Below are 21,138 nucleotides of genomic sequence, written 5' to 3' on the forward strand. Positions count from 1 at the left end.
TTCCTTTTTAGTTATTAAGCTTGTTTGTAAAGACCAGCAATTTGATCTTGAACATCTTTATTTTCTAAGAATTCATCATAAGTAGTATCTGCTCGATCAACAAGACCGTTTGGTGTTACTTCGATGATACGGTTAGCGATTGTTTGAATGAACTCACGATCATGAGAGCCGAATAATAGAGCACTCTTATAATTTGAAAGACCTTCATTCAATGAAGTAATTGATTCCAAATCTAAATGGTTAGTAGGATCATCAAGTAAAAGAACGTTGTTTCTTGTTAACATCATTTTTGATAACATACAACGAACTTTTTCTCCACCGGATAAGACGCCAACTTCTTTATCGACTTCTTCACCAGAAAATAACATACGACCTAAGAATCCACGCAAGAAAGTGTTATCACTTTCTGCTTTAGAAGCAAATTGACGTAACCAATCGATAATTGTTAAATGTTCATCAGCGAATTGGTCGTTATTATCTTTAGCAAGGTAAGCTTGTGATGTTGTTACACCCCATTGAACTGTACCTGTATCTGGTTCTAATTCACCAGAAAGAATTCTAATTAATGTTGTAACAGCAATATCAGTTTCACTTGTAAAGGCTGTTTTATCATCTTTGCCTAAACTAAATGAGATATTATCTAAAACTTTTACGCCATCAATTGTTTTTGAAACGCCACTAACTGATAATAAATCATTACCAATTTCACGGTCGATTTCAAAGTTAATGAATGGGTAGCGACGTGATGAAGGTTGAATATCATCAAGTGTGATTTTTTCAAGCATTTTCTTACGAGAAGTTGCTTGTTTAGATTTAGAAGCGTTAGCACTGAATCGTGCAACGAAATCTTGTAATTCTTTGATTTTAGCTTCTTTTTTATCGTTAGAATCATTTGCAAGTTTTGAAGCTAAGGCACTTGATTCCATCCAGAAGTCGTAATTACCAACGAATAATTTGATTTTACCAAAATCAACATCACACATGTGGGTGCAGACATTATTTAAGAAATGTCTATCATGAGAAACAACAATAACGGTATTTGAGAAGTTAATTAAGAAATCTTCTAACCAGTTAATTGATTTGATGTCTAACCCATTAGTAGGTTCATCAAGTAAGAGAACATCAGGATTACCAAAAAGTGCTTGTGCAAGCAAAATCTTAACTTTTTGACTTTCTGTTAGTTCGCTCATCTTTTTATTTTGCATATCTTCAGCGAAGCCTAAGCCTTGTAAAAGAGTTGAAGCTTCTGATTCAGCTTCCCAACCATTCATTTCAGCAAAGTCAGATTCTAGTTCAGCAACTTTGATACCATCTTCATCAGAAAAATCAGCTTTTGCATAAATAGCATCTTTTGCTTCCATAACAGCATAGAGTTCTTTGTAACCCATAATGACTGTTTCAAGAACAGTATATTCTTCGAAGCCATAATGATTTTGTTGTAGCATTGTCATACGTTCATTTGGATCTAATGAAATTTTACCTGTACTTGGTGTTATTTCACCAGATAAAATCTTTAAAAATGTTGATTTACCAGCGCCATTAGCACCGATTAGTCCGTAACAATTACCAGGCGTGAATTTTAAATTAACGTCATCGTATAACTTACGGTCTGAAAAACTTAAACTTACATTACTTACAGTTATCATTTAATACCCTCACTATTCGTTTGTATAATCTACATATCATAGCATATTTCAGGCTCAAAATGAAACGGTTTTGAAAATGAACTCAAATAAAATGATTATTTCTGAAAATGAGGGTACGTTAGTCATAGAGTTGTAATATGAGTGATGTTTTGTAATATGCCTGACACATGTCTGACTTGTCGGTTCGATATACTCTAGAAATGGGTAATAAAGTTATTTACAAAAAGGAGTATTATTTTGAAAATTAGAAATATTATTGGTTTTACGGCAGTTATACTTTGCTTATTAGGTGGTTCGGTTTCTGTTAGTGCAACATCTATCAGTGATTTAAAAAAACAAGAATCAGCTGCACAAGAGAAAGTAACAACTGCTAATTCAAAAATTTCAAAGTCATTAACGAGTATTAATGATGAGTATGCAAAAATTGATAAATTAAATCAAGAAATTTCTGATAAAGAAAAGAAAATTGGTTCACAAGATAAATCAATTGGTAATGAACAAAAACAATTAGATACACGTATTGAAAATGCTAAAGATAGATTAAGAAGTCTACAAGTTAATGATTCAAGTAGTAAAATGGTAACGGCTATTCTTGAAGCAAAGAATGCTGGTGATTTTATTAGCCGTGTTTACGCAGTTTCTGTTTTACAATCTGCTGATAACAAAACGATGAAAGATGTTGCGTCTAATATCAAAACCATGGAAGATGCTAAAGCGCATTTGGAATCTGAACAAAAATCATTGAAATTAAAACAATCTGAAACAAAACAAGAAACAAAAGAAATGAATAAACAATTAGCAGCGTTAAAAGATACTTTAGGTGACGCAAAGAAAGATTTAGCCAAAGTAACAAAGGCTAAAGATGCTGAGTTATCAAAAAAAGCAAGAGAAGCAAAGGCTAAAGCTGATGCTAAGGCAGCAGCAGCTGCTAAAAAAGAAGCAGCTAAAAAGGCTGAAAGTGATGATTCATCAGATAAAAAAGGAAGTACTGACCAAAAAGCAAGCAACGATACTTCTGGCAAATCAACTAAGAAAACGTTACAAATGGTCGCAACGGCTTATTCAACAAATGCACCAGGGATGGGAACTCATGGATCATATGGGTTAAGTTTGTTAACTAATCCACAACAAATTGCTGTGGATCCTTCAGTTATTCCGCTAGGAACTGTTGTCTGGGTATCTGGTTATGGTGTTGCGATTGCTGGCGATACAGGTTCAGCAATTAAAGGAAACCGAATTGATGTGCATTTTATCTCAAATGCAAGATGTTACACATGGGGTAAAAAGACAGTTACTGTAAAAGTTTTAGAATAAAGATATGAAAAAAGGTCTGCTAAATTTATTTTTAGCAGACCTTTTTATTTATTTAAATATCTTTTTGCATATGATGATAGTCATGACCACTAATAATCATGTTACCAACAGTTTTAAAGCCCATTTTTGTGTATAACTTTTCTGCTTTAGGATTTGCAAAGTCGACGTTTAAGCCAATCTTTGTTTTTCCAGCTGCACGGGCAATCTCGGGAAGAGACTCTAGAAGTTTTGTGCCGATGCCTTGTCCTTGGAAATCTGGTGAAACAGCAAGGGTATCAAGGTACCATTCATTTGGATAAACTTCTGAGTCTGGAAAGAGTTCAGTTGTTTCAGGTAAACCAATTTGTGGGAAAAATTGATTCATAGCAAGATCAAGATGGTCTTCATCTTCATCCGGATAACCAAATGCTATCCCAGCAACCTTACCATCAATATCGGCAATTTGAACACGACCGTAGCTGTAACGGTAGTCTTCTGTTTCAAATGCAAGCTCTAGCACTTTGAATAGGTCGGGTAATGGAATTTCTTGAAGAATAGGAATTTCCATATCTTCTAAAATAATATTCACTAAAGGAACGACCTCGTGTGCATCTTTTTTTGTTGCTCTTCTAATAATCATATAAACCATCCTTTCCTGAATATCTCTAGTGTATAGGGTACTTAAATAATTGTCAAAACAACTAAATTGCTTGCTAAGTGTAGATATGTTATATTATGTTACATCAAAATGTTTTGGGGAGGATATTATGAAAAAATGGCAGTCAATGATCATGTCAATCATGGTCGCATGTGTATTTTTATTATTTTTACATAGTAATCAAGTAAATGCAGCAGAAAAGACGTATACAATCGGGACTGATGTAACTTATGCACCATTTGAATATCAAGCAGAAGATGGTAAATCATATGTTGGTATTGATATGGATATAATGCGAGCCATTGCTAAAGAGGAAGGATTTAAAGTTGATATTAAAGCCTTAGGGTTTAATGCAGCGGTTCAAGCATTAGATGCTAACCAAATTGATGGGGTTATGGCTGGTATGATGATAACTCCAGAACGTCGTGTTAAATTTGATTTCTCAGATAGTTATTATGAAGCTGGGGTAGCTATGGCTGTTGGTAAAAACAGTTCAATTAAATCTTTGGATGATTTAAGAGGGAAAAAGGTAGCGATTAAAGTTGGTACAGCTGCCGGAGAATTCGTAAACTCAATTAAAAAACAATATAATATTACAACAACAACTTTTGATGATTCAAGTAACATGTATGACGATGTTGTGACAGGAAATTCCGATGCGACTTTTGATGATAAACCAGTTTTAGCATATGGTGTTAAGAATGGTATTGAAATGAAAGTAGTTGGTAAAACATATGAAAAAGGTGAATATGGATTCGCCGTTAAAAAAGGGCAAAATAAAGAATTAATAACAAAATTTAATGCCGGGCTAAAGAAACTTAAAGCTAACGGTGAATATAAAAAGATTGTTGATAAGTACACTGGAACGAACGCAAAAAATGCTAACTCTAAAAATTCTCGAACAATTTTAGGTTTATTGAAAACAAATAGTGGCTCATTATTAGAAGGATTTAAACAAACAATGTTATTAACAATTGTGGCTATTGTTTGTGCAACAGTTTTAGGGATTATTTTAGGTATGATGGGTGTTGCGCCAAATAAATGGCTTAATGGGCTTTCAAGTACATTAATTTACATTTTCCGTGGCCTACCGCTAATTGTATTGGCCTTCTTTATCTACATTGGTATTCCTAATTTAACCGGGAGCAAGATTCCAGCATTTGTGGCAGGTATTATAACCTTAACGTTAAATGAAGGTGCGTATACAGCGGCCTTTGTTAAAGGTGGGATTAAGGCTGTTGATAATGGCCAAATGGAAGCTGCTCGTAGTCTAGGATTACCTTATGGAAAAGCAATGATGAAAGTCATTATGCCACAAGGAATTAAGATTATGATTCCATCATTTATTAATCAATTTATTATTACGTTGAAAGATACGTCAATTTTATCTGTTATCGGTATTTTAGAATTAACGCAAACAGGTAAGATTATAATCGCAAGAAACCTTGAAGGATTCAAGATGTGGTTGATTATCGCGGTGATTTATCTCGTTATCATAACGTTATTAACGTGGTTATCTAATTTAGTCGAAAGGAAGATTAAATAATGGCAGCTAAAATTCAAGTTAAAAATTTGAAAAAAAACTATGGTTCAAATGAAGTTTTGAAGGGGTTAGATATTTCAGTTGCAGAAAAAGAAGTTGTCTGCATGATTGGACCTTCCGGTTCTGGGAAAAGTACCTTTTTACGTTGTTTAAATAAATTAGAAGATTTAACTTCCGGTTCAATTATTATTGAGGGGCATGATATAAGTGATCCAAAAACTGATTTAAATGTTGTTCGTCAAAATATTGGCATGGTATTTCAACATTTTAATTTGTTTCCACATTTAACCGTTCTTGAAAATATTATTTTAGCGCCTGTTGAATTAAAAAAAGAAACAAAAGAAGAAGCAACTAAGGAAGCAAAACGTCTTTTATCCCAAGTTGGTTTGAGTGATAAAGCAGATGCTGCACCTGCTTCGTTATCTGGTGGTCAAAAACAACGTGTCGCAATCGCACGCGCACTTGCAATGAAACCAGATATTATGTTATTTGATGAACCAACGTCTGCACTTGATCCAGAAATGGTTGGGGATGTTTTAGATGTTATGAAACAACTTGCGAGGGATGGTATGACAATGGTTGTTGTCACACATGAAATGGGTTTTGCTAAAGAAGTGGCTGATCGTGTGGTCTTTATGGCTGATGGTTACATTTTAGAAAGTAGTACACCAGATGAAATATTTAGTAATCCGCAAAATGATAGAACAAAAGATTTCTTAAACAAAGTTTTAAATGCATAAAAAGTGCAAACTAATTAAATCTTTCGGCCTTTCATTAATTTTTGGTGGGGCAAGCATTGTAAAAGGTCCTAATCACTTCGCGTGGTGGTTAGGATTTTTTATGTATAGTTACTAAAAATTAGGATGTTTACGATGATTTGAATTGAAAAAAGCTTTTTAGCAAAGGAGAAAAGTAAAATTATGAAAGCAATTGTTGTTAATGAAGCAGGAGGAACAGATAAGCTTATTTACCAAGAGGTAAATTTACCTAAAATAAAAGCTAACTGGTCCTTAATTAAAATAAAAGGGTTTGGTATCAATAGATCGGAGATTTTTACGAGAGAGGGAAAATCGCCAACTGTTTTGTTTCCTAGGGTTTTAGGCATTGAATGTGTGGGTGTTGTTGAAGAAACGAGCGATCCTGAAAGATTACCTATAGGGAAAAAAGTTATTTCCATTATGGGAGAAATGGGACGCGCATTTGATGGCAGCTATGCTGAATATGTAGCATTACCAAATAACCAAATATATCCAATAACAACAAATATATCTTGGAAAGAACTTGCGACTATTCCTGAAACGTACTATACAGCATTTGGTTCAATGAAAAACTTAAAAATTACAAAAAAAGATAAAATTTTAGTTAGAGGCGCCACAAGTGGAGTAGGTATTTCATTTCTTAAATTGTTGAAGGCCAGATATCCTGATATTGTAATTGATGGTACTAGTCGGAGCCAAGCAAAAAATGAGCAATTATTGTCCGCTGGTTTTAATGATGTAATAATAGATAAGACTGGTGTATTAGAGACTGAAAAGAAGTATGACAAAATTTTAGAATTAATTGGCCCTGCCACTATAAAAGATAGTTTTCAACATTTAAACGAAGGAGGCATTTTATGTAGTACGGGACAATTAGGAGGTAAATGGTTTTTAGAAGAATTTGATCCGATTATAGATATCGAGAAAAATAGTTACCTCACTAGTTTTTACTCTGACAATGTCAGTCAGGATAAATTGAATGATCTGTTGGACTACATTTCAAAATATGATGTTGATGTGAAACCAGAAAAAAACTTCAAACTAAGTGAAGTTCCTTTAGCGCATGCTTACTTACAAAATCAGGATAGTTTTGGGAAAGTAATCGTGTTACTAACAACTGAATAAAGATAAGTACCAAATTGGTTAGCGACGTATTATGGGTTTCATAATTGATAGTTGGAGAGTAACAGGGCTGATTGATTACGTAACAAAAGTCTTATGGCTTTTGTTTTTTTCGTTGTAAAAAAACTGTTATTGGTAATAGTTTTTAAACTACTATCAACAACAGTTTTTATAGACTTATTTTTTCTAATTAATTACACTTTTTAGTCTCAATCGATTTATTTTTCAGCTAACTGTTCAAGAATAGCTAAGCCAACACCATCTTCAGAATTTGTTTTTGCTGAATGATTGGCAATACGTTTTACCTCGTCGTGGCCATTTTCCATGGCGTAACTGACGCCTGCAACTTTTAACATAGAAACATCATTTAAGTTATCTCCAATTGCCATGACATCTGACATTGGGATATTAAGTTCTTTAGCGAAAGCTTGGAGTGCAATCCCTTTTTGGGCATTTACGTTGTTAATTTCAAGGTTAGTAGGTGCAGAAGAGGTAACAACAAGTGAGTCTTCTTCTTCAATTTTTGCTTTTAAAGGGAGTAATTCTTCTTGACCATCCATACTGAAAACAATTAATTTAAAAATATCAATTTTTGAATCATCGATGACTGTTTGGTAATCATCAACGTAATTGATATTCATTAATTCAAGACGAGCTGCAGCTAATGAAACAGCCATTTTAAATGGTGTATCTGGATTTGTATCAGAGATTAGACGCGCTACATTTTGAATACGGTTTGCACGATTATCAGAATAAACACCGTTTGAGGTTGTCATTTCAAAGTAAAAATTTTCTTTTTTGAATGTTTGAACTAAAGTTTGAACGACTTTTTTTGAAATAGGTGTTGTACTAAGTGTTTTACCATTTCCATCTAAAACTTCTGCGCCGTTAAATGTAATCATTGGACTATTGAACCCGGCTGCTGTAATTAAAGGTTTAACTTCAGTATAGCCACGGCCAGTAGAAACGATAAAGTGGACTCCTAATGCTTGTGCTTGTTTAATCGCATCGGCGTTTTTTTCTGAAATCACCATTTGATCATTTAGTAAAGTACCATCCATATCTGATGCAATAATTTTTATCATAAATTCAACACTCCTCTAATCTTATTTACTGGTTTCATTTTAACATGAAACCGCTCGATATTTTAATCAAATCATTTATTTTTGTATTCACTAATATGGTAAACTTAATCTGTGAGGTGTTAGACAATGAATATTAATGTCGATAATGATTGGCAACCCATTTTGACCGAAGAGCTTGCAAAATCTAAATATGCTGATTTAGAAACGTTTATTGATAATGAATATCAAAATGAGACGATTTATCCGGAAAAAAATCGCATTTTTGAAAGCTTTGAACTGACCCCATTTTCTGACGTTAGAGTTTGTTTATTGGGACAGGATCCTTATCATGAAAAGCATCAAGCTCATGGGTTGAGTTTTTCTGTTTTACCAGGAGAAAAAATTCCACCTTCTTTACGGAATATGTATAAAGAATTGGAAACAGATTTAGGAATTCCACCAGCTAATCATGGCTATTTGAAGAGTTGGGCGGAGCAAGGTGTTTTGATGTTAAATTCAGTCTTAACTGTAAGAGATGGCGCCGCTAATTCTCATCGTAATCATGGATGGGAATTATTAACAGATGGTGTGATTGAACGATTATCCGAATCTTCACAGACAATTATTTTTGTTTTATGGGGGAAGACAGCCCAAGATAAGATTAAATTAATTGATACAGATCACAATATTGTGATAACATCACCTCATCCAAGTCCGTTATCTGCTTACCGCGGTTTTTTTGGATCGAAACCATTTTCACAAATAAATCAAAATTTAATAAGTCAGGGATTGCCACCGATTAACTGGCAATTACCCAGTAACACTTAATTAGGAGGAAATGATATGTCATTATTTGAAAGTTTGAAAAGCAAAATTGAAAGTAAAAAAATTAAAATAGTTTTTCCTGAAGGGGAAGAAGAACGTATTCTAAGAGCAGCCGTTAAATTAGCAGAAGATAATTTGGCAGAACCTATTTTATTGGGGGATGTTGCAAAAATGAAAGAGTTAGCCACAAAGCTCGATTTAACTCTTGATGGTATCGGTGTAGAATTACTTGATCCTAAACAATATTCTGAAACAGATTTTAATGAGATGAAAACGGCCTTTGTTGAACGACGTAAGGGTAAAAATACACCTGAACAAGCTGAAGAAATGTTACGCGATGTTAATTATTTCGGTACAATGCTCGTTTACATGGGATTAGCTGAAGGGATGGTTTCTGGAGCTGTTCACGCTACTGGAGATACCGTTCGACCTGCATTACAAATTATTAAAACGAAACCAGGCGTGAGTCGGACAAGTGGTGCCTTTATTATGACCAGAAATAATGATACAGAAAAGTATTTATTTTCTGATGCTGCGATCAGTATTAATCCAACTGCTCAAGAATTAGCAGAAATGGCAATTGCAAGCATTCAGACGGCTCGTCTCTTTGATATTGATCCCAAAGTAGCAATGCTTAGTTTTTCAACTAAAGGTTCAGCTAAAGCACCAGAGGTATCAAAGGTAGCAGAAGCAACTGAAATTGCACAAAAACTAGCACCAAATGAAGCGATTGACGGCGAATTACAATTTGATGCTGCTTTTGTACCGAGTGTTGGTGAACAAAAAGCACCTGGATCAAAGGTTGCAGGACAAGCAAATGTTTTCATTTTCCCTGAATTACAATCTGGAAATATTGGCTACAAAATTGCACAACGTTTAGGTGGATTTGAAGCTATCGGACCTATCCTACAAGGATTAAACCAACCGGTTTCAGATTTATCTCGTGGTGCTAACGTAGAAGAAATTTACAAGGTTGGTATTATTACAGCTGCGCAAAGTTTAGAATGAAATGGTGAAATAATTAATGAATATTGAAGTCAGTTCTGTAGAAGAAACACAAGAAATTGCCGAAAAAATTGGACAGCTTGTTGAACCTAATATGATTTTGTTATTGGATGGTGATTTAGGCGCAGGAAAGACAACTTTTGCTAAAGGCTTAGCCGTTGGGTTAGGGATCAAGCGGAACGTTAAAAGTCCAACATTTCCAATTGTGAGAGAATATCGTGAGGGCCGTTTGCCGTTATTTCATATGGATGTTTACCGACTTGAAGGGATGGGCGGCGCAGATTTAGGGTTAGATGAATATTTTAATTCTGATGGTGTGAGTGTTGTTGAATGGTCTGAATTTATTCAGGATGAATTACCAAATGATTGGTTAAAAATTACATTATTGAAAGATGATCATGATGATAATTTACGTACTATCGAATTAGAAAGTAATGGATTACAATATGATAATATGTTGGCCCATTTCAACTAAAAAAACAAGTTAGCTGATAGCCTCTAAATGGGGGTATCAGCTAACTTGTTTTTATTTAACCAATTTTTCGATTTCTGGTTTCATCTTTAAAGGATTAGTCTTAGGTGCATAACGTTTAACAACTTGTCCATCACGATTAACTAAAAATTTAGTGAAGTTCCATTTAATTGAGCTACCCAACACGCCTTGCGTTTCATCAGTCAGGTATTTAAATAGTGGTAACGCATCTTCTCCATTTACATTTTGAATGGTATGCATTGGAAAACTAACGCCATATGTCATACGACAGGTAGCTGCTGCTTGCGCATCATTATCGACTTCTTGATGGAATTGATTCGATGGAAACCCAAGTACCACTAATCCTTGGTCTTGATAATCCTCATATAATTCTTCTAATTGTTTAAATTGTGGCGCAAAACCACATTTAGTGGCTGTATTAACAATTAATAAAGGGTGATCCTTGTACTTTTCTAATGAATAAGTTTCACCATTTTCTAGTGTAACCTGATAATCATAAATTGACATTGTAATTTCCCCCAATTTGGTTTGATTACGGTCATCATATAACAGTTTAAACAGTAGCCCTATTAATGTGCTTAAATTTGATTATGCTGGCTTCACAAATGGTTTTAAAATTTCTTGTCCAAATTCGTGTTCTTGATAGAGTAAGATATTGGCACAAGCAACGGAATCATCTAAGGCATTGTGATGATTTGTTAACGTGATTCCCAATTCATCACAAACCGTATTTAATTTATGATTTGGAAATTCTGGGAATAATTTACGACTTGTTCTAACCGTATCTAACAATAAAAATTGGGGTGTCTCTAATCCATAATAACCCAATGTATTATGCAAAATACTGTTATCAAAGGGGGCATTATGTGCCACGATTAAACTATTGTTCTGGAAAAGTGGCGAAATATGTGACCATAGTTCTGGAAACTTTGGTGCAAATTCAACGTCTTCTTCGTGAATACCATGAATTTGAACATTACGCCAATTAAAAGGTGTTTCCGGTTTAATAAGTGAATAAAATTCATCAACGATTTGATTATTTCGAACAACTGTTAAAGCAATTGAACAGGCGCTATGACGCTGATTATTAGCAGTTTCAAAATCCATTGTAACAAAATTCATAATTAACTCCTTTTTAATTCGATATGACTGATAAGGTTATTAAAATACTCGGTCTAATAATGTTAATAAAGTATAACAGTTAGGTTATACAATTAAAAGTCGCTTGTTTGTGCGTTAAAATAGAAAAATAAACATTGAACGTGTTAAACTAGAAGGAATTGCTAAATGTTGAAAGGAATCGAATAAATAATGATAATTGACACTTTTGTAGAACTATTTCCATCTATTAAAATTTTAAAAAATGAACCACTTGCTAAATATACAAATACTGAAACGGGAGGGATGGCTGATCTTTTAGCTTTTCCTGATGCAGTGTCAGATGTTAAAATTTTGGTGAATACAGCCAATGAAAATGGTATTCCTTTAACTGTTTTAGGAAATTCGAGTAATCTAGTTGTGAAAGATGGCGGTATTCGTGGACTTGTAATCATTTTAACGGATATGGATAAAATTGCTGTATCTGGGACGAAAATTATAGCGCAAGCTGGTGCCTCACTTATTGAGACAACAGAAGAAGCTTACCAAGCTGGCTTGACTAATTTTGAATTTGCTGCTGGGATTCCTGGGAGTGTTGGTGGTGCCGTATTTATGAATGCTGGTGCATATGATGGTGATATCAGCCAGGTATTGAGTGAAGTTAGTGTTATTACACGTACTGGTTATGTGAAAACACTAGTTAACGAAGAAATGAACTTTGACTATCGTCATAGTCAAATTCAAGATGATAATGACATCATATTAGAAGCAACCTTTGTATTAAAAGAAGGTAATAAATATGATATCCGTGAAAAAATGGATGAGTTTAACTTTTTACGTGCATCTAAACAACCTTTAGAGTACCCATCATGTGGAAGTGTTTTTAAGCGACCTGATGGACACTATACTGGTGTACTAGTTCACGAAGCTGGGTTACAAGGCTACCAAATTGGTGGCGCACAAGTATCAAAGAAACATGCCGGGTTTATTGTTAATGTAGACGGCGCTACTGCAACAGATTATATGGATGTTATTAAGCATGTTCAAAACGTTGTGTGGGAAAAATTTAAGGTTAGATTAGAAACGGAAGTTAGAATTATCGGAGAAGACTAAAGTAGAAAGGAAGATGGTAAATGCCGCTACTTGAATCGGTTATTGTTTTAGCTGCACTTGTTTTACTATCAAATGTTATCAGTCATTATCTGGTTTCAATACCCGTTGGATTGATCCAGATAGCATTAGGCTTTGTCGTTGCCTTAATTTTTAAAGTCTCAATTGAGTTAGAAACAGATTGGTTCTTATTACTCTTTATTGCGCCACTATTATTTAATGATGGTCGAAAATTTCCAAAACGTGAATTGTGGAAATTAAGAGGTTCCATTTTTGCGAATGCCATATTATTGGTTTTCTTAACAACTGTGGTAGTTGGATTTTTCATTCATCTTTTGATTCCAAAAATGCCATTAGCAGTTGGATTCGCACTGGCAGCTATTTTGTCACCAACGGATCCAGTTGCTGTGCAATCGATTGCTGAAAAAGCAAAATTACCAAGTAATATTTTAAATTTGGTTAGTGGTGAAAGTTTAATTAATGACGCAAGTGGATTAATTGCCTTTAAATACGCGATTGCTGCTGCGGTTACTGGCTATTTTTCATTTGGACAGGCGCTTGGTGATTTTACGTATATTGCGATTGTTGGTTTTATCTCGGGAGCAGTGTTAATGTTGCTGATTTCAACAATACGAGATTTTTTAATGAGGCAAGGGATTAATGATGTTGTTTTTAATACGATATTACAAATTTTAACACCTTTCATCATTTTTCTTTTTACGGAAGAATTTTTGCATGCATCAGGTGTTATTTCGGTAGTTGTCGCTGGCGTTATCTCTAGTATGCGTAAGAATACTTTCGCGACGTACTTACCTGAAATTAAGTTAGTAACTGAAAAAACCTGGGAAATTGTGGTTTATCTCCTGAATGGATTTGTGTTTATTATTCTTGGAATTGAATTACCAATTGCGATGTCAAAGACATTAGAAGATAACAATAGTAGTACTCTTTCGGCTATTATTGATGTTTTTGTCGTCTGGCTCTTTTTAGTCGTGATTCGTGTTGTTTGGACGTATATTAATATGTTATTAATTTCTAAGAAAAATAAATCAAAAAATAAGGCAAAGCCAAGTTGGCGTATTGCGTTAATATCAGGATTTTCAGGTGTTCGTGGTGCAATTACAATGGCTGGTGTGTTAACAGTCCCAACGATAATAAAAACAGGTGCTGCTTTTCCAGAGCGTTCATTAATGTTATTTATTGCTGGTGGCGTGATTATTTTAAGTTTAGTAGCCGCAATTTTGATATTACCTCTTTTAACTAAAGAAAAAGGAATAATGAAAACCAGTAATGAGGTTCCTGATGCTACTTTAGTTGAAGATGAGGATGCTATCATAACTAGTGATAGCGGAGATACGCAGTTCAATGAAAAGCAAGCTCGTATTTATATTATGCGAGTTGCTATTAGTCGCTTGGAATCTGAACGACGAGAATCTAATCAAAAAGTTGCCTATGAATTAATTTTAGAATATCAATTTATGATTCGTCGACTTGAGTTTTCTGATCAGGATGATGAACGATTACGCCAAATTGTTGAGGAAGAAGCAGACATTAGGCGAATTGCTTTAGATGGAGAACTCGAAGCGTTAGATAAAATGAGATTAAAGCAGGCTATTAGTAATAAAAACTATTCAATTATTAGTAAGAAAATTATGAAACAAAAAGCGAAATTAGGTCAAATTAATAATCGGAAAATCTCATTTGTAACGGTTAGAAATATTAATCATGCCTTTGTTCAATTAGGTAAGGTTGTGAGACGGACACTCTATTCTGAAAAAGAATTAAAAATGGTTTATGAACGACGAAATATAGAAAAAGCTTTAGCAAAAGCAGCTATTAAAGCACTATCAACGTATGTTAAAAAATCTGATGATGGCAATCAACAATTTAAGCAGCAAGCTATGTATCATTTGATTGTTTATTATCGTAATCGTATCGAAACATTAAAACGGACCAAAAATATTAATCAAGCCGAATCTGAGGAACAAAGTTACCAACTTAGATTAAAGGCTATTGCGGCTGAACGTTCTGCGATGCAGGAATTGATGGAACGAGGCTATATTACATGGTCATTAGCGTCAAGTTTACGTGAATATATTAATTATTCTGAAAATGTTATTATGCTTTCTGAAGAGGACTAAAAAATAGGTGTAACTCGCAATTTATATGCGAGTTACACCTATTTTATTGTTTTTCTATAGACTTCTAAGCAAATGATAATAACTAGTTGGACTATTGTTAGTAAAACGACAAAAGCTAACATTTTAATTGTCCACATATCGGCAATCAATTTTAATGTTAATTTTGGTGATGTTAGTAGGTAAACAGTGTGTAATCTTAAAAAACGACCAATATAGACACCGACAGATGACAAAATAGTTAGGCCAAATATAACGACATAACGAAAATAATAAGGTGTTAAGTGTAGTCGTTCTTTAATTTGGTCGGCAATTTGAGAAAATCCAACGAGTGCAAGTAACGTACATGATAAGGTACTTACCAACAAATAAGTATAGTTTAGCCACATATGAATATCTAATTTAATTAATCCTGTCATTATGTCATAGGGATGCAGTAAGCTTAAATGAAAAATATCAGTTAATAGGTAAGGCGCGTTCGGATAAAAGAATAGCCAAGCTGCTGTTAACAGCCAAAAATAAGTATTTGATAATTTATCTTTGATGTGAAAAGCTAATTCAATTGGCAGATAACCTAAAAATGTATTTAAGAGTAAAAAATTAAAAGGTGATTGTTGGTTGTAAACGAATAAGTAAATAATAATTAAGTAACATATAAAAAATAATCTGATACCGTGCTTTACATTTGTATTTATCATAATGGTCATCCTTTTCTATAGTAACTTCAGTGTAGCAAAAAATGAGATGAAATCAAATTAATAATCCGGTAGATAATAGAAAATATGGCGGGATGAGGAAACAAATCTAACAACGTGGTATAATAAAACGGTTAATAAAATAGAGGAGGCCGAGTGATGTCCATTAACTGGGGTGGTCTTGTAACGTGGGGGCATATGGTCAATATACTAGATATTATCGTTGTCTGGTTTGTTGTTTATGAACTCATGGTACTTTTACGAGGAACAAAAGCGGTTCAACTTTTTAGAGGAATCATAATTATTGTTGTGATTAAGCTAATTAGTGTGGTCGTTGGGCTACAAACTGTATCTTGGATTATGGATCAAGTTATCAATTGGGGTGTTATCGCCATGGTTGTTATTTTCCAACCGGAAATAAGACGTGGATTGGAACATCTTGGTCGTGGATCATTTTTTTCAAGAGGTAAACAGAAAAACAAAGACGAAGAACATATGATTGCTGGACTAGACTCAGCTATTCAATATATGTCAAAACGTCGAATTGGGGCATTAATTACTATCCAAATGAACACTGGATTGGAAGATTATATTGAAACCGGAATTGCATTAGATGCTGAAATTACGGGTGCATTATTAATCAATATTTTCATTCCCAATACACCATTGCATGATGGCGCGGTAATTATTAAAGATAATAAAATAGCTGTTGCGGCGGCTTACTTACCATTATCTGAAAGTAACTTAATTCCAAAAGAATTAGGAACTCGGCATCGTGCTGCAGTAGGTATCAGTGAAGTAACCGACGCAATTACGATTGTTGTGTCAGAAGAAACAGGTTCAGTGACAATTACGCGAAATAACGAACTTATTCGTGATTTATCACAAGAAGATTACCTTAAATTATTGAATACTGAATTAATTAAAGATGATGAACCTAAAAAGAACAACCCTTTCTGGGAATTTTTTGAACATTTCGGGCGTAAGGGGGATAAAAAATGAATCTAAATAAATTTTTTAATAGTCGCTCATTTTTTATTGGAACCTCTTTAATTTTAGCAATTTTATTATTTGTTTATGTTAATTATGATCAGTTAGCAAATACAAATAATTTTTCCGATTCAAAAACAACGAGTCTAGTTGCAAATGAATCAAAAACGATTGAGGCTGGCCTACAAATTACGGCCGATAGTGATAAATACTTTATTACTGGATATCCTAAAAATGTAAAATTAACATTGGACGGTCCTGGCGCTTTAATTACAACAACTGTGAATACACAAAACTTTAGAGTGTTTGCTGATTTAAAGGGTTTAAATCCTGGAAAACATGTTGTTAAGTTACAAGCAGAAGGATTAAACAAAGAAATTAGTTATAAAATTAGTCCCGCTACAATTTCTGTTAATATACAAAAACGTAAGACAACGACATTCCCTATTCAGGTGAAATTTAATGAACGTCGTTTAGCGCAAGGGTATAAGAGTGGGACGCCTGTTTTAGATAATAATACGATTTCTGCATCCGGTGCGGAAGGCGATGTGAATGCTATTTCAGAAGTGGTTGCACAAGTAAATGTCAGCAGCAATCAGATCAAGTCAACAATTTCACAAGAAGTCTTACTTGAGGCCTTAGATGTAAATGGTAAAACTTTAAATGTCGTCATGACCCCATCAACAGTCGGTGTTACAATACCGGTTGAGAGTACTAAAACCACTAAAAAATTACCTTTGAATTTTGTTTCAAGTGGAACTGGCGTATCTGGGAAGACGTATAAGTTTTCAAGTGATACAAAACAAGTAACGGTAACGGGTACAGAATCAACCTTAAGCAAATTAAGTAAACTTGATGTTGTGGTACCAATTAATAAGATTAGTGATTCCGTTACGAAAACAATTAGTATCGATTTGGATAAGAATAATTTAATTTCATCAAATCCAGAATCTGTTAAAGTAAAAATTAGTGCTTCTGGTGGAACCGCAGCATCAAAAACTGAAAGTAGTGAAACAACAACTGATCAGACATCGACGAGCTCTGAAACCAGTTCAGAAAGTAGTGAAAGTGCTACTTCGTCTTCATCGACAAGTTCTGATAGTTCAAGTAGTTCAAGTGAATCAACGAACGCATTAAATTAATTAATTAGTGAGGAGAAAATAATGAAATATTTTGGTACAGATGGTGTTAGAGGAATTGCAAATAAAGAACTAAGTCCTGAGTTAGCATTTAGATTGGGACGTTTAGGTGGGTATGTTCTATCAGAGCATGCACAACTTGAAAATAACGATAGACCACAAGTGCTTGTTGCGCGTGATACACGAATCTCTGGTCAAATGCTTGAACAAGCTTTGATTTCAGGGTTATTATCAGTTGGGATTGAAGTACTCTCATTAGGCGTTATTTCAACACCTGGTGTAGCGTACCTTGTACGTGCCCAAAATGCAGTTGCTGGAATTATGATTTCAGCTTCACATAATCCCGTTCAAGATAACGGCATTAAATTTTTTGGTGCGGATGGTTATAAACTATCTGATGAACAAGAAGAAGAAATTGAAGTTTTATTAGAAAAAGATTCTGATGATTTGCCAAGACCAGAAGGTGAAGGCCTTGGAGTATTAGCAGATTATCCAGAAGGTGTACTGAAATATACACAATTTTTGGAACAAACAATTCCTGATGATTTAGAAGGAATTCATGTTGGAATTGATTCAGCTAATGGCGCAACAAGTGGACTTGTTTCACGTTTGTTTGCTGATTTAAATGCTGAATTTGAAACAATGGCAACTTCGCCTGATGGATTAAATATTAATGATGGCGTTGGTTCAACACATCCAGAAGGATTAGCTAAATTTGTAGTTGAAAATAAGCTTGAAGCCGGGATTGCTTTTGATGGCGATGGTGATAGATGTATTGCTGTTGATGAATTAGGTAATATTATTGATGGCGATAAAATTATGTACATTTGTGGATTATACATGAATGAACGTGGTCGCTTGAAAAAAGAAACAGTTGTGACAACTGTTATGAGTAATATTGGACTATACAAAGCACTTGAAGCAGCTGATTTAACATCAGTTAAAACACAAGTTGGTGATCGTTATGTTGTTGAAAAAATGCGTGCTGACGGTTACAACATTGGTGGCGAACAATCTGGACATATTGTATTCTTAGATTACAATACAACTGGTGATGGGATGCTAACTGCTATTCAATTGCTAAATGTTATGAAGAAAACAGGCAAGAAGTTATCTGAATTAGCTGCAGCTGTTCAGACTTATCCACAAGAACTTGTGAATGTTAGAGTGACAGATAAGCAAGCTGCATTAGATAATCAAAAAATTAAAGATAGTATTGCAGAAGTTGAAGCAGAAATGGCCGGCGATGGCCGAGTTCTTGTGAGACCTAGTGGAACTGAAAATTTATTACGTGTTATGGCCGAAGCACCAACAGAAAAAGAAGTTAAAGCTTATGTTGATCGAATTGTGCAAACAGTTCAAACTGAAATGGGCGTTTAGAAATTAAGCGAAAGAGTCATTTGAATGAAAATTCAAATGACTCTTTTTTTATTTTAAAGTTGATTTAAAATATAGACCAATATATTAATTCTTGACAAAAAAATATCAGAAAGGTATATTAATAGATATTGATAAGGGTTACTTGTTTTTTAAACATCTATACCAATTTTAAAATAATAATAAAAAATACATTTAAAAAAAGGATGACATAAACTATGTGTGGAATTGTTGGCGTAACAGGAAAAACGAATACTGTTGAAATTTTAATTAATGGTTTGGAAAAATTAGAATACCGTGGTTATGATTCAGCCGGTATTTTTGTTGATAACAAAACGGGTGAAGATTACCTTGTTAAAGAGGCTGGACGTATTTCGAATTTGAAGTCGGCCATTGATGATAAGGTTCATGGAACTGCTGGAATTGGACATACGCGTTGGGCAACACATGGCGTACCAAGTAAATTTAATGCCCATCCTCATGTTTCTGAAGATGGCCGCTTTTACCTTGTACATAATGGCGTTATCACTAATTTTTCTGAGTTAAAAGAACAATATTTAAAAGACGTAAATTTTGTTAGTGAAACAGATACTGAGGTTGTTGTTCAATTAATTGGATATTTTGCAAATAAAGAAAATTTAACTGCTAAACAAGCATTCAAAAAAGTTTTATCATTACTTGAAGGTTCTTCATATGCTTTCTTGATGATGGATCGTGAAGAACCAGAAACATTGTTTGTGGCTAAGAATAAGAGTCCTTTATTAATTGGTGTTGGGGATGGCTTTAATGTTGTCTGCAGTGATGCCATGGCAATGTTGAAAGAAACACATGACTTCATTGAACTCATGGATGGTGAAATGGTTATTGTTAAACCTGACTCTATTGAAATTGAAAATAAAGCTGGTGAAGCCGTATCACGTGATTCATATCATGTTGAAATGGATGATAGCGATTCAGAAAAAGGCGCATATCCATTCTACATGCTAAAAGAAATCGATGAACAACCAGCTGTTATGCGACGTTTATTGAGTGAGTATGTTGAAAATGAAGAAACTGTTAAAATTGATGATAGTATTTTAAACGCAATGAAAGCTGCTGATCGCATCTATATTGTTGCTGCAGGGACAAGTTACCATGCCGGATTAGTTGGAAAAGAATTATTTGAAGGTTTAGCTAATGTACCAACAGAAGTACATGTTGCTTCAGAATTTGGTTATCATATGCCATTACTTTCAGAAAAACCATTCTTTATTTTCTTATCACAAAGTGGTGAAACAGCTGATAGCCGTCAGGTTCTTGTAAAAGTTAACGAAATGATGTACCCAAGTTTAACAATTACAAATTCAGCAAATTCTACACTTTCTCGTGAGGCAACATATACGTTATTATTACATGCTGGTCCTGAAATAGCAGTTGCCTCAACTAAGGCATATACAGCTCAAATTGCCGTTGAAGCACTTTTAGCAAAAGCGTTAGGAACAGTTACAAAACAAACAAAAGCTCTTAATTTTGATGTTTATCATGAATTAACAATGGTTGCAAATGCTATGCAAGCTATGGTTGATGATAAAGACTCAATTAATGACTTAGCGAAAGAATTCTTAAGTGAAACGCGTAACGCTTTCTATATTGGTCGTGGTATTGATTACGATGTTTCAATTGAAGCTGCACTTAAATTAAAAGAAGTCTCTTATGTTCAAACGGAAGGTTTTGCATCTGGTGAATTAAAACATGGAACTATTGCCTTGATTGAAGAAGGCACACCAGTTGTAGCTATTATTACTGATAAACCGACTGCAAGTCATACACGAGGCAATGTTCAAGAAGTCTTGGCTCGTGGAGCAAATACAATTATCATCTCAACAGAGACATTAGCAAACGAGGGTGATCAAATTGTATTACCAGATGTTTCTGACTTATTAACACCGTTAGTAAGTATTGTGCCTGCACAATTATTGGCTTACTATACAAGCCTAAACCGTGGCTATGATGTTGATAAACCTCGTAATTTAGCTAAGAGTGTTACTGTCGAATAAGATAGATTGAAGAAATGATATTACCTGTTTAAGGGTAGTATCATTTTTTTGTTTATTATTTGGTATAGACCTATTGCTTTTTTTAAAATGATATTGTATTATTGGACTATACCAATTAGAGGAATAAATAATTGAAAAGAGGACAATC

General features: G+C 34.1%; 19 protein-coding genes. 13 read left to right on the forward strand and 6 right to left on the reverse strand.

Annotation, left to right across the window (positions count from 1 at the left end; translation table 11 throughout):
• Positions 1 to 14 precede the first annotated feature (14 nt).
• A complete protein-coding gene (locus tag AC1RP1_RS04955; protein WP_409022227.1) occupies positions 15 to 1,646 on the reverse strand; it encodes an ABC-F family ATP-binding cassette domain-containing protein in 1,632 nt (543 codons plus the stop codon).
• 237 nt (positions 1,647 to 1,883) lie between these two features.
• Here AC1RP1_RS04955 and AC1RP1_RS04960 point away from each other — a divergent pair, with 237 nt between their 5' ends.
• Positions 1,884 to 2,960, forward strand: coding sequence for a 3D domain-containing protein (locus AC1RP1_RS04960; RefSeq protein ID WP_481761440.1), 1,077 nt, complete (start codon positions 1,884 to 1,886; stop codon positions 2,958 to 2,960).
• Between the two features lie 52 nt (positions 2,961 to 3,012).
• Here AC1RP1_RS04960 and AC1RP1_RS04965 read toward each other — a convergent pair whose 3' ends face one another.
• Complete coding sequence (locus AC1RP1_RS04965) at positions 3,013 to 3,576, reverse strand: GNAT family N-acetyltransferase (protein ID WP_481761624.1); 564 nt, start codon at positions 3,574 to 3,576, stop codon at positions 3,013 to 3,015.
• A 130-nt stretch (positions 3,577 to 3,706) separates the two neighbouring features.
• Between AC1RP1_RS04965 and AC1RP1_RS04970 the strand changes: the two genes are divergently transcribed.
• The 3 genes from AC1RP1_RS04970 (at position 3,707) to AC1RP1_RS04980 (ending at position 7,023) form a co-directional block, all read left to right on the forward strand.
• Entirely contained in the window at positions 3,707 to 5,143 is a 1,437-nt protein-coding gene (locus AC1RP1_RS04970) for an amino acid ABC transporter substrate-binding protein/permease (RefSeq protein ID WP_481761439.1), read from the forward strand.
• Positions 5,143 to 5,880, forward strand: a complete 738-nt coding sequence (locus AC1RP1_RS04975) for an amino acid ABC transporter ATP-binding protein (protein WP_481761438.1) — start codon at positions 5,143 to 5,145, stop codon at positions 5,878 to 5,880. Before AC1RP1_RS04970 ends, AC1RP1_RS04975 begins: the two co-directional genes overlap by 1 nt.
• 180 nt (positions 5,881 to 6,060) lie before the next feature.
• Positions 6,061 to 7,023, forward strand: coding sequence for a zinc-binding dehydrogenase (locus AC1RP1_RS04980; RefSeq protein WP_481761437.1), 963 nt, complete (start codon positions 6,061 to 6,063; stop codon positions 7,021 to 7,023).
• 215 nt (positions 7,024 to 7,238) lie between these two features.
• Here AC1RP1_RS04980 and AC1RP1_RS04985 read toward each other — a convergent pair whose 3' ends face one another.
• A complete protein-coding gene (locus AC1RP1_RS04985; RefSeq protein ID WP_481761436.1) occupies positions 7,239 to 8,105 on the reverse strand; it encodes a Cof-type HAD-IIB family hydrolase in 867 nt (288 codons plus the stop codon).
• Positions 8,106 to 8,231: 126 nt separating this feature from the next.
• Here AC1RP1_RS04985 and AC1RP1_RS04990 point away from each other — a divergent pair, with 126 nt between their 5' ends.
• The 3 genes from AC1RP1_RS04990 to tsaE are packed head-to-tail and all read left to right on the forward strand — an operon-like array spanning position 8,232 to position 10,389.
• Entirely contained in the window at positions 8,232 to 8,912 is a 681-nt protein-coding gene (locus AC1RP1_RS04990; RefSeq protein WP_481761435.1) for a uracil-DNA glycosylase, read from the forward strand.
• Between the two features lie 15 nt (positions 8,913 to 8,927).
• Positions 8,928 to 9,917, forward strand: coding sequence for a phosphate acetyltransferase (gene pta, locus AC1RP1_RS04995; RefSeq protein ID WP_481761434.1), 990 nt, complete (start codon positions 8,928 to 8,930; stop codon positions 9,915 to 9,917).
• A gap of 16 nt (positions 9,918 to 9,933) precedes the next feature.
• Entirely contained in the window at positions 9,934 to 10,389 is a 456-nt protein-coding gene (tsaE, locus tag AC1RP1_RS05000) for a tRNA (adenosine(37)-N6)-threonylcarbamoyltransferase complex ATPase subunit type 1 TsaE (RefSeq protein ID WP_481761433.1), read from the forward strand.
• A 51-nt stretch (positions 10,390 to 10,440) separates the two neighbouring features.
• On the opposite strand, the gene AC1RP1_RS05005 is transcribed toward tsaE, so the two are convergent.
• On the reverse strand, positions 10,441 to 10,914 hold the full coding sequence (locus AC1RP1_RS05005; protein ID WP_481761432.1) for a glutathione peroxidase: 474 nt from the start codon (positions 10,912 to 10,914) through the stop codon (positions 10,441 to 10,443).
• Positions 10,915 to 10,995: 81 nt separating this feature from the next.
• The gene (locus AC1RP1_RS05010; RefSeq protein ID WP_409022237.1) at positions 10,996 to 11,529 is read right to left on the reverse strand and encodes a 3'-5' exonuclease; all 534 of its coding nucleotides are present in this window, start codon (positions 11,527 to 11,529) and stop codon (positions 10,996 to 10,998) included.
• A gap of 189 nt (positions 11,530 to 11,718) precedes the next feature.
• On the opposite strand from AC1RP1_RS05010, the gene murB reads away from it, so the two are divergent.
• Positions 11,719 to 12,618 (forward strand): UDP-N-acetylmuramate dehydrogenase, encoded by a 900-nt coding sequence (gene murB, locus AC1RP1_RS05015; RefSeq protein ID WP_481761431.1) that lies wholly within the window; start codon positions 11,719 to 11,721, stop codon positions 12,616 to 12,618.
• A 20-nt stretch (positions 12,619 to 12,638) separates the two neighbouring features.
• The gene (locus AC1RP1_RS05020) at positions 12,639 to 14,756 is read left to right on the forward strand and encodes a cation:proton antiporter (protein WP_481761430.1); all 2,118 of its coding nucleotides are present in this window, start codon (positions 12,639 to 12,641) and stop codon (positions 14,754 to 14,756) included.
• A gap of 38 nt (positions 14,757 to 14,794) precedes the next feature.
• On the opposite strand, the gene AC1RP1_RS05025 is transcribed toward AC1RP1_RS05020, so the two are convergent.
• Positions 14,795 to 15,451 carry a DUF1361 domain-containing protein gene (locus AC1RP1_RS05025; RefSeq protein ID WP_481761429.1) on the reverse strand — a complete coding sequence of 219 codons (657 nt, stop codon included), beginning with the start codon at positions 15,449 to 15,451 and terminating at the stop codon, positions 14,795 to 14,797.
• 156 nt (positions 15,452 to 15,607) lie between these two features.
• Between AC1RP1_RS05025 and cdaA the strand changes: the two genes are divergently transcribed.
• The 4 genes from cdaA to glmS all read left to right on the forward strand — a co-directional run bounded on the left by cdaA (position 15,608) and on the right by glmS (position 20,990).
• Positions 15,608 to 16,450 carry a diadenylate cyclase CdaA gene (gene cdaA, locus AC1RP1_RS05030; RefSeq protein ID WP_409022241.1) on the forward strand — a complete coding sequence of 281 codons (843 nt, stop codon included), beginning with the start codon at positions 15,608 to 15,610 and terminating at the stop codon, positions 16,448 to 16,450.
• Positions 16,447 to 17,580: a CdaR family protein gene (locus tag AC1RP1_RS05035; protein ID WP_481761428.1), complete on the forward strand. Its 1,134-nt coding sequence runs from the start codon at positions 16,447 to 16,449 to the stop codon at positions 17,578 to 17,580. The genes cdaA and AC1RP1_RS05035 overlap by 4 nt, the downstream gene beginning before the upstream one ends.
• A 21-nt stretch (positions 17,581 to 17,601) precedes the next feature.
• The gene (gene glmM / locus AC1RP1_RS05040; protein ID WP_409022243.1) at positions 17,602 to 18,957 is read left to right on the forward strand and encodes a phosphoglucosamine mutase; all 1,356 of its coding nucleotides are present in this window, start codon (positions 17,602 to 17,604) and stop codon (positions 18,955 to 18,957) included.
• A gap of 215 nt (positions 18,958 to 19,172) precedes the next feature.
• Positions 19,173 to 20,990: a glutamine--fructose-6-phosphate transaminase (isomerizing) gene (glmS, locus tag AC1RP1_RS05045; RefSeq protein ID WP_481761427.1), complete on the forward strand. Its 1,818-nt coding sequence runs from the start codon at positions 19,173 to 19,175 to the stop codon at positions 20,988 to 20,990.
• Positions 20,991 to 21,138 lie beyond the last annotated feature (148 nt).

This window comes from Dellaglioa sp. CoH-56-MRSF-13 (assembly GCF_056782095.1).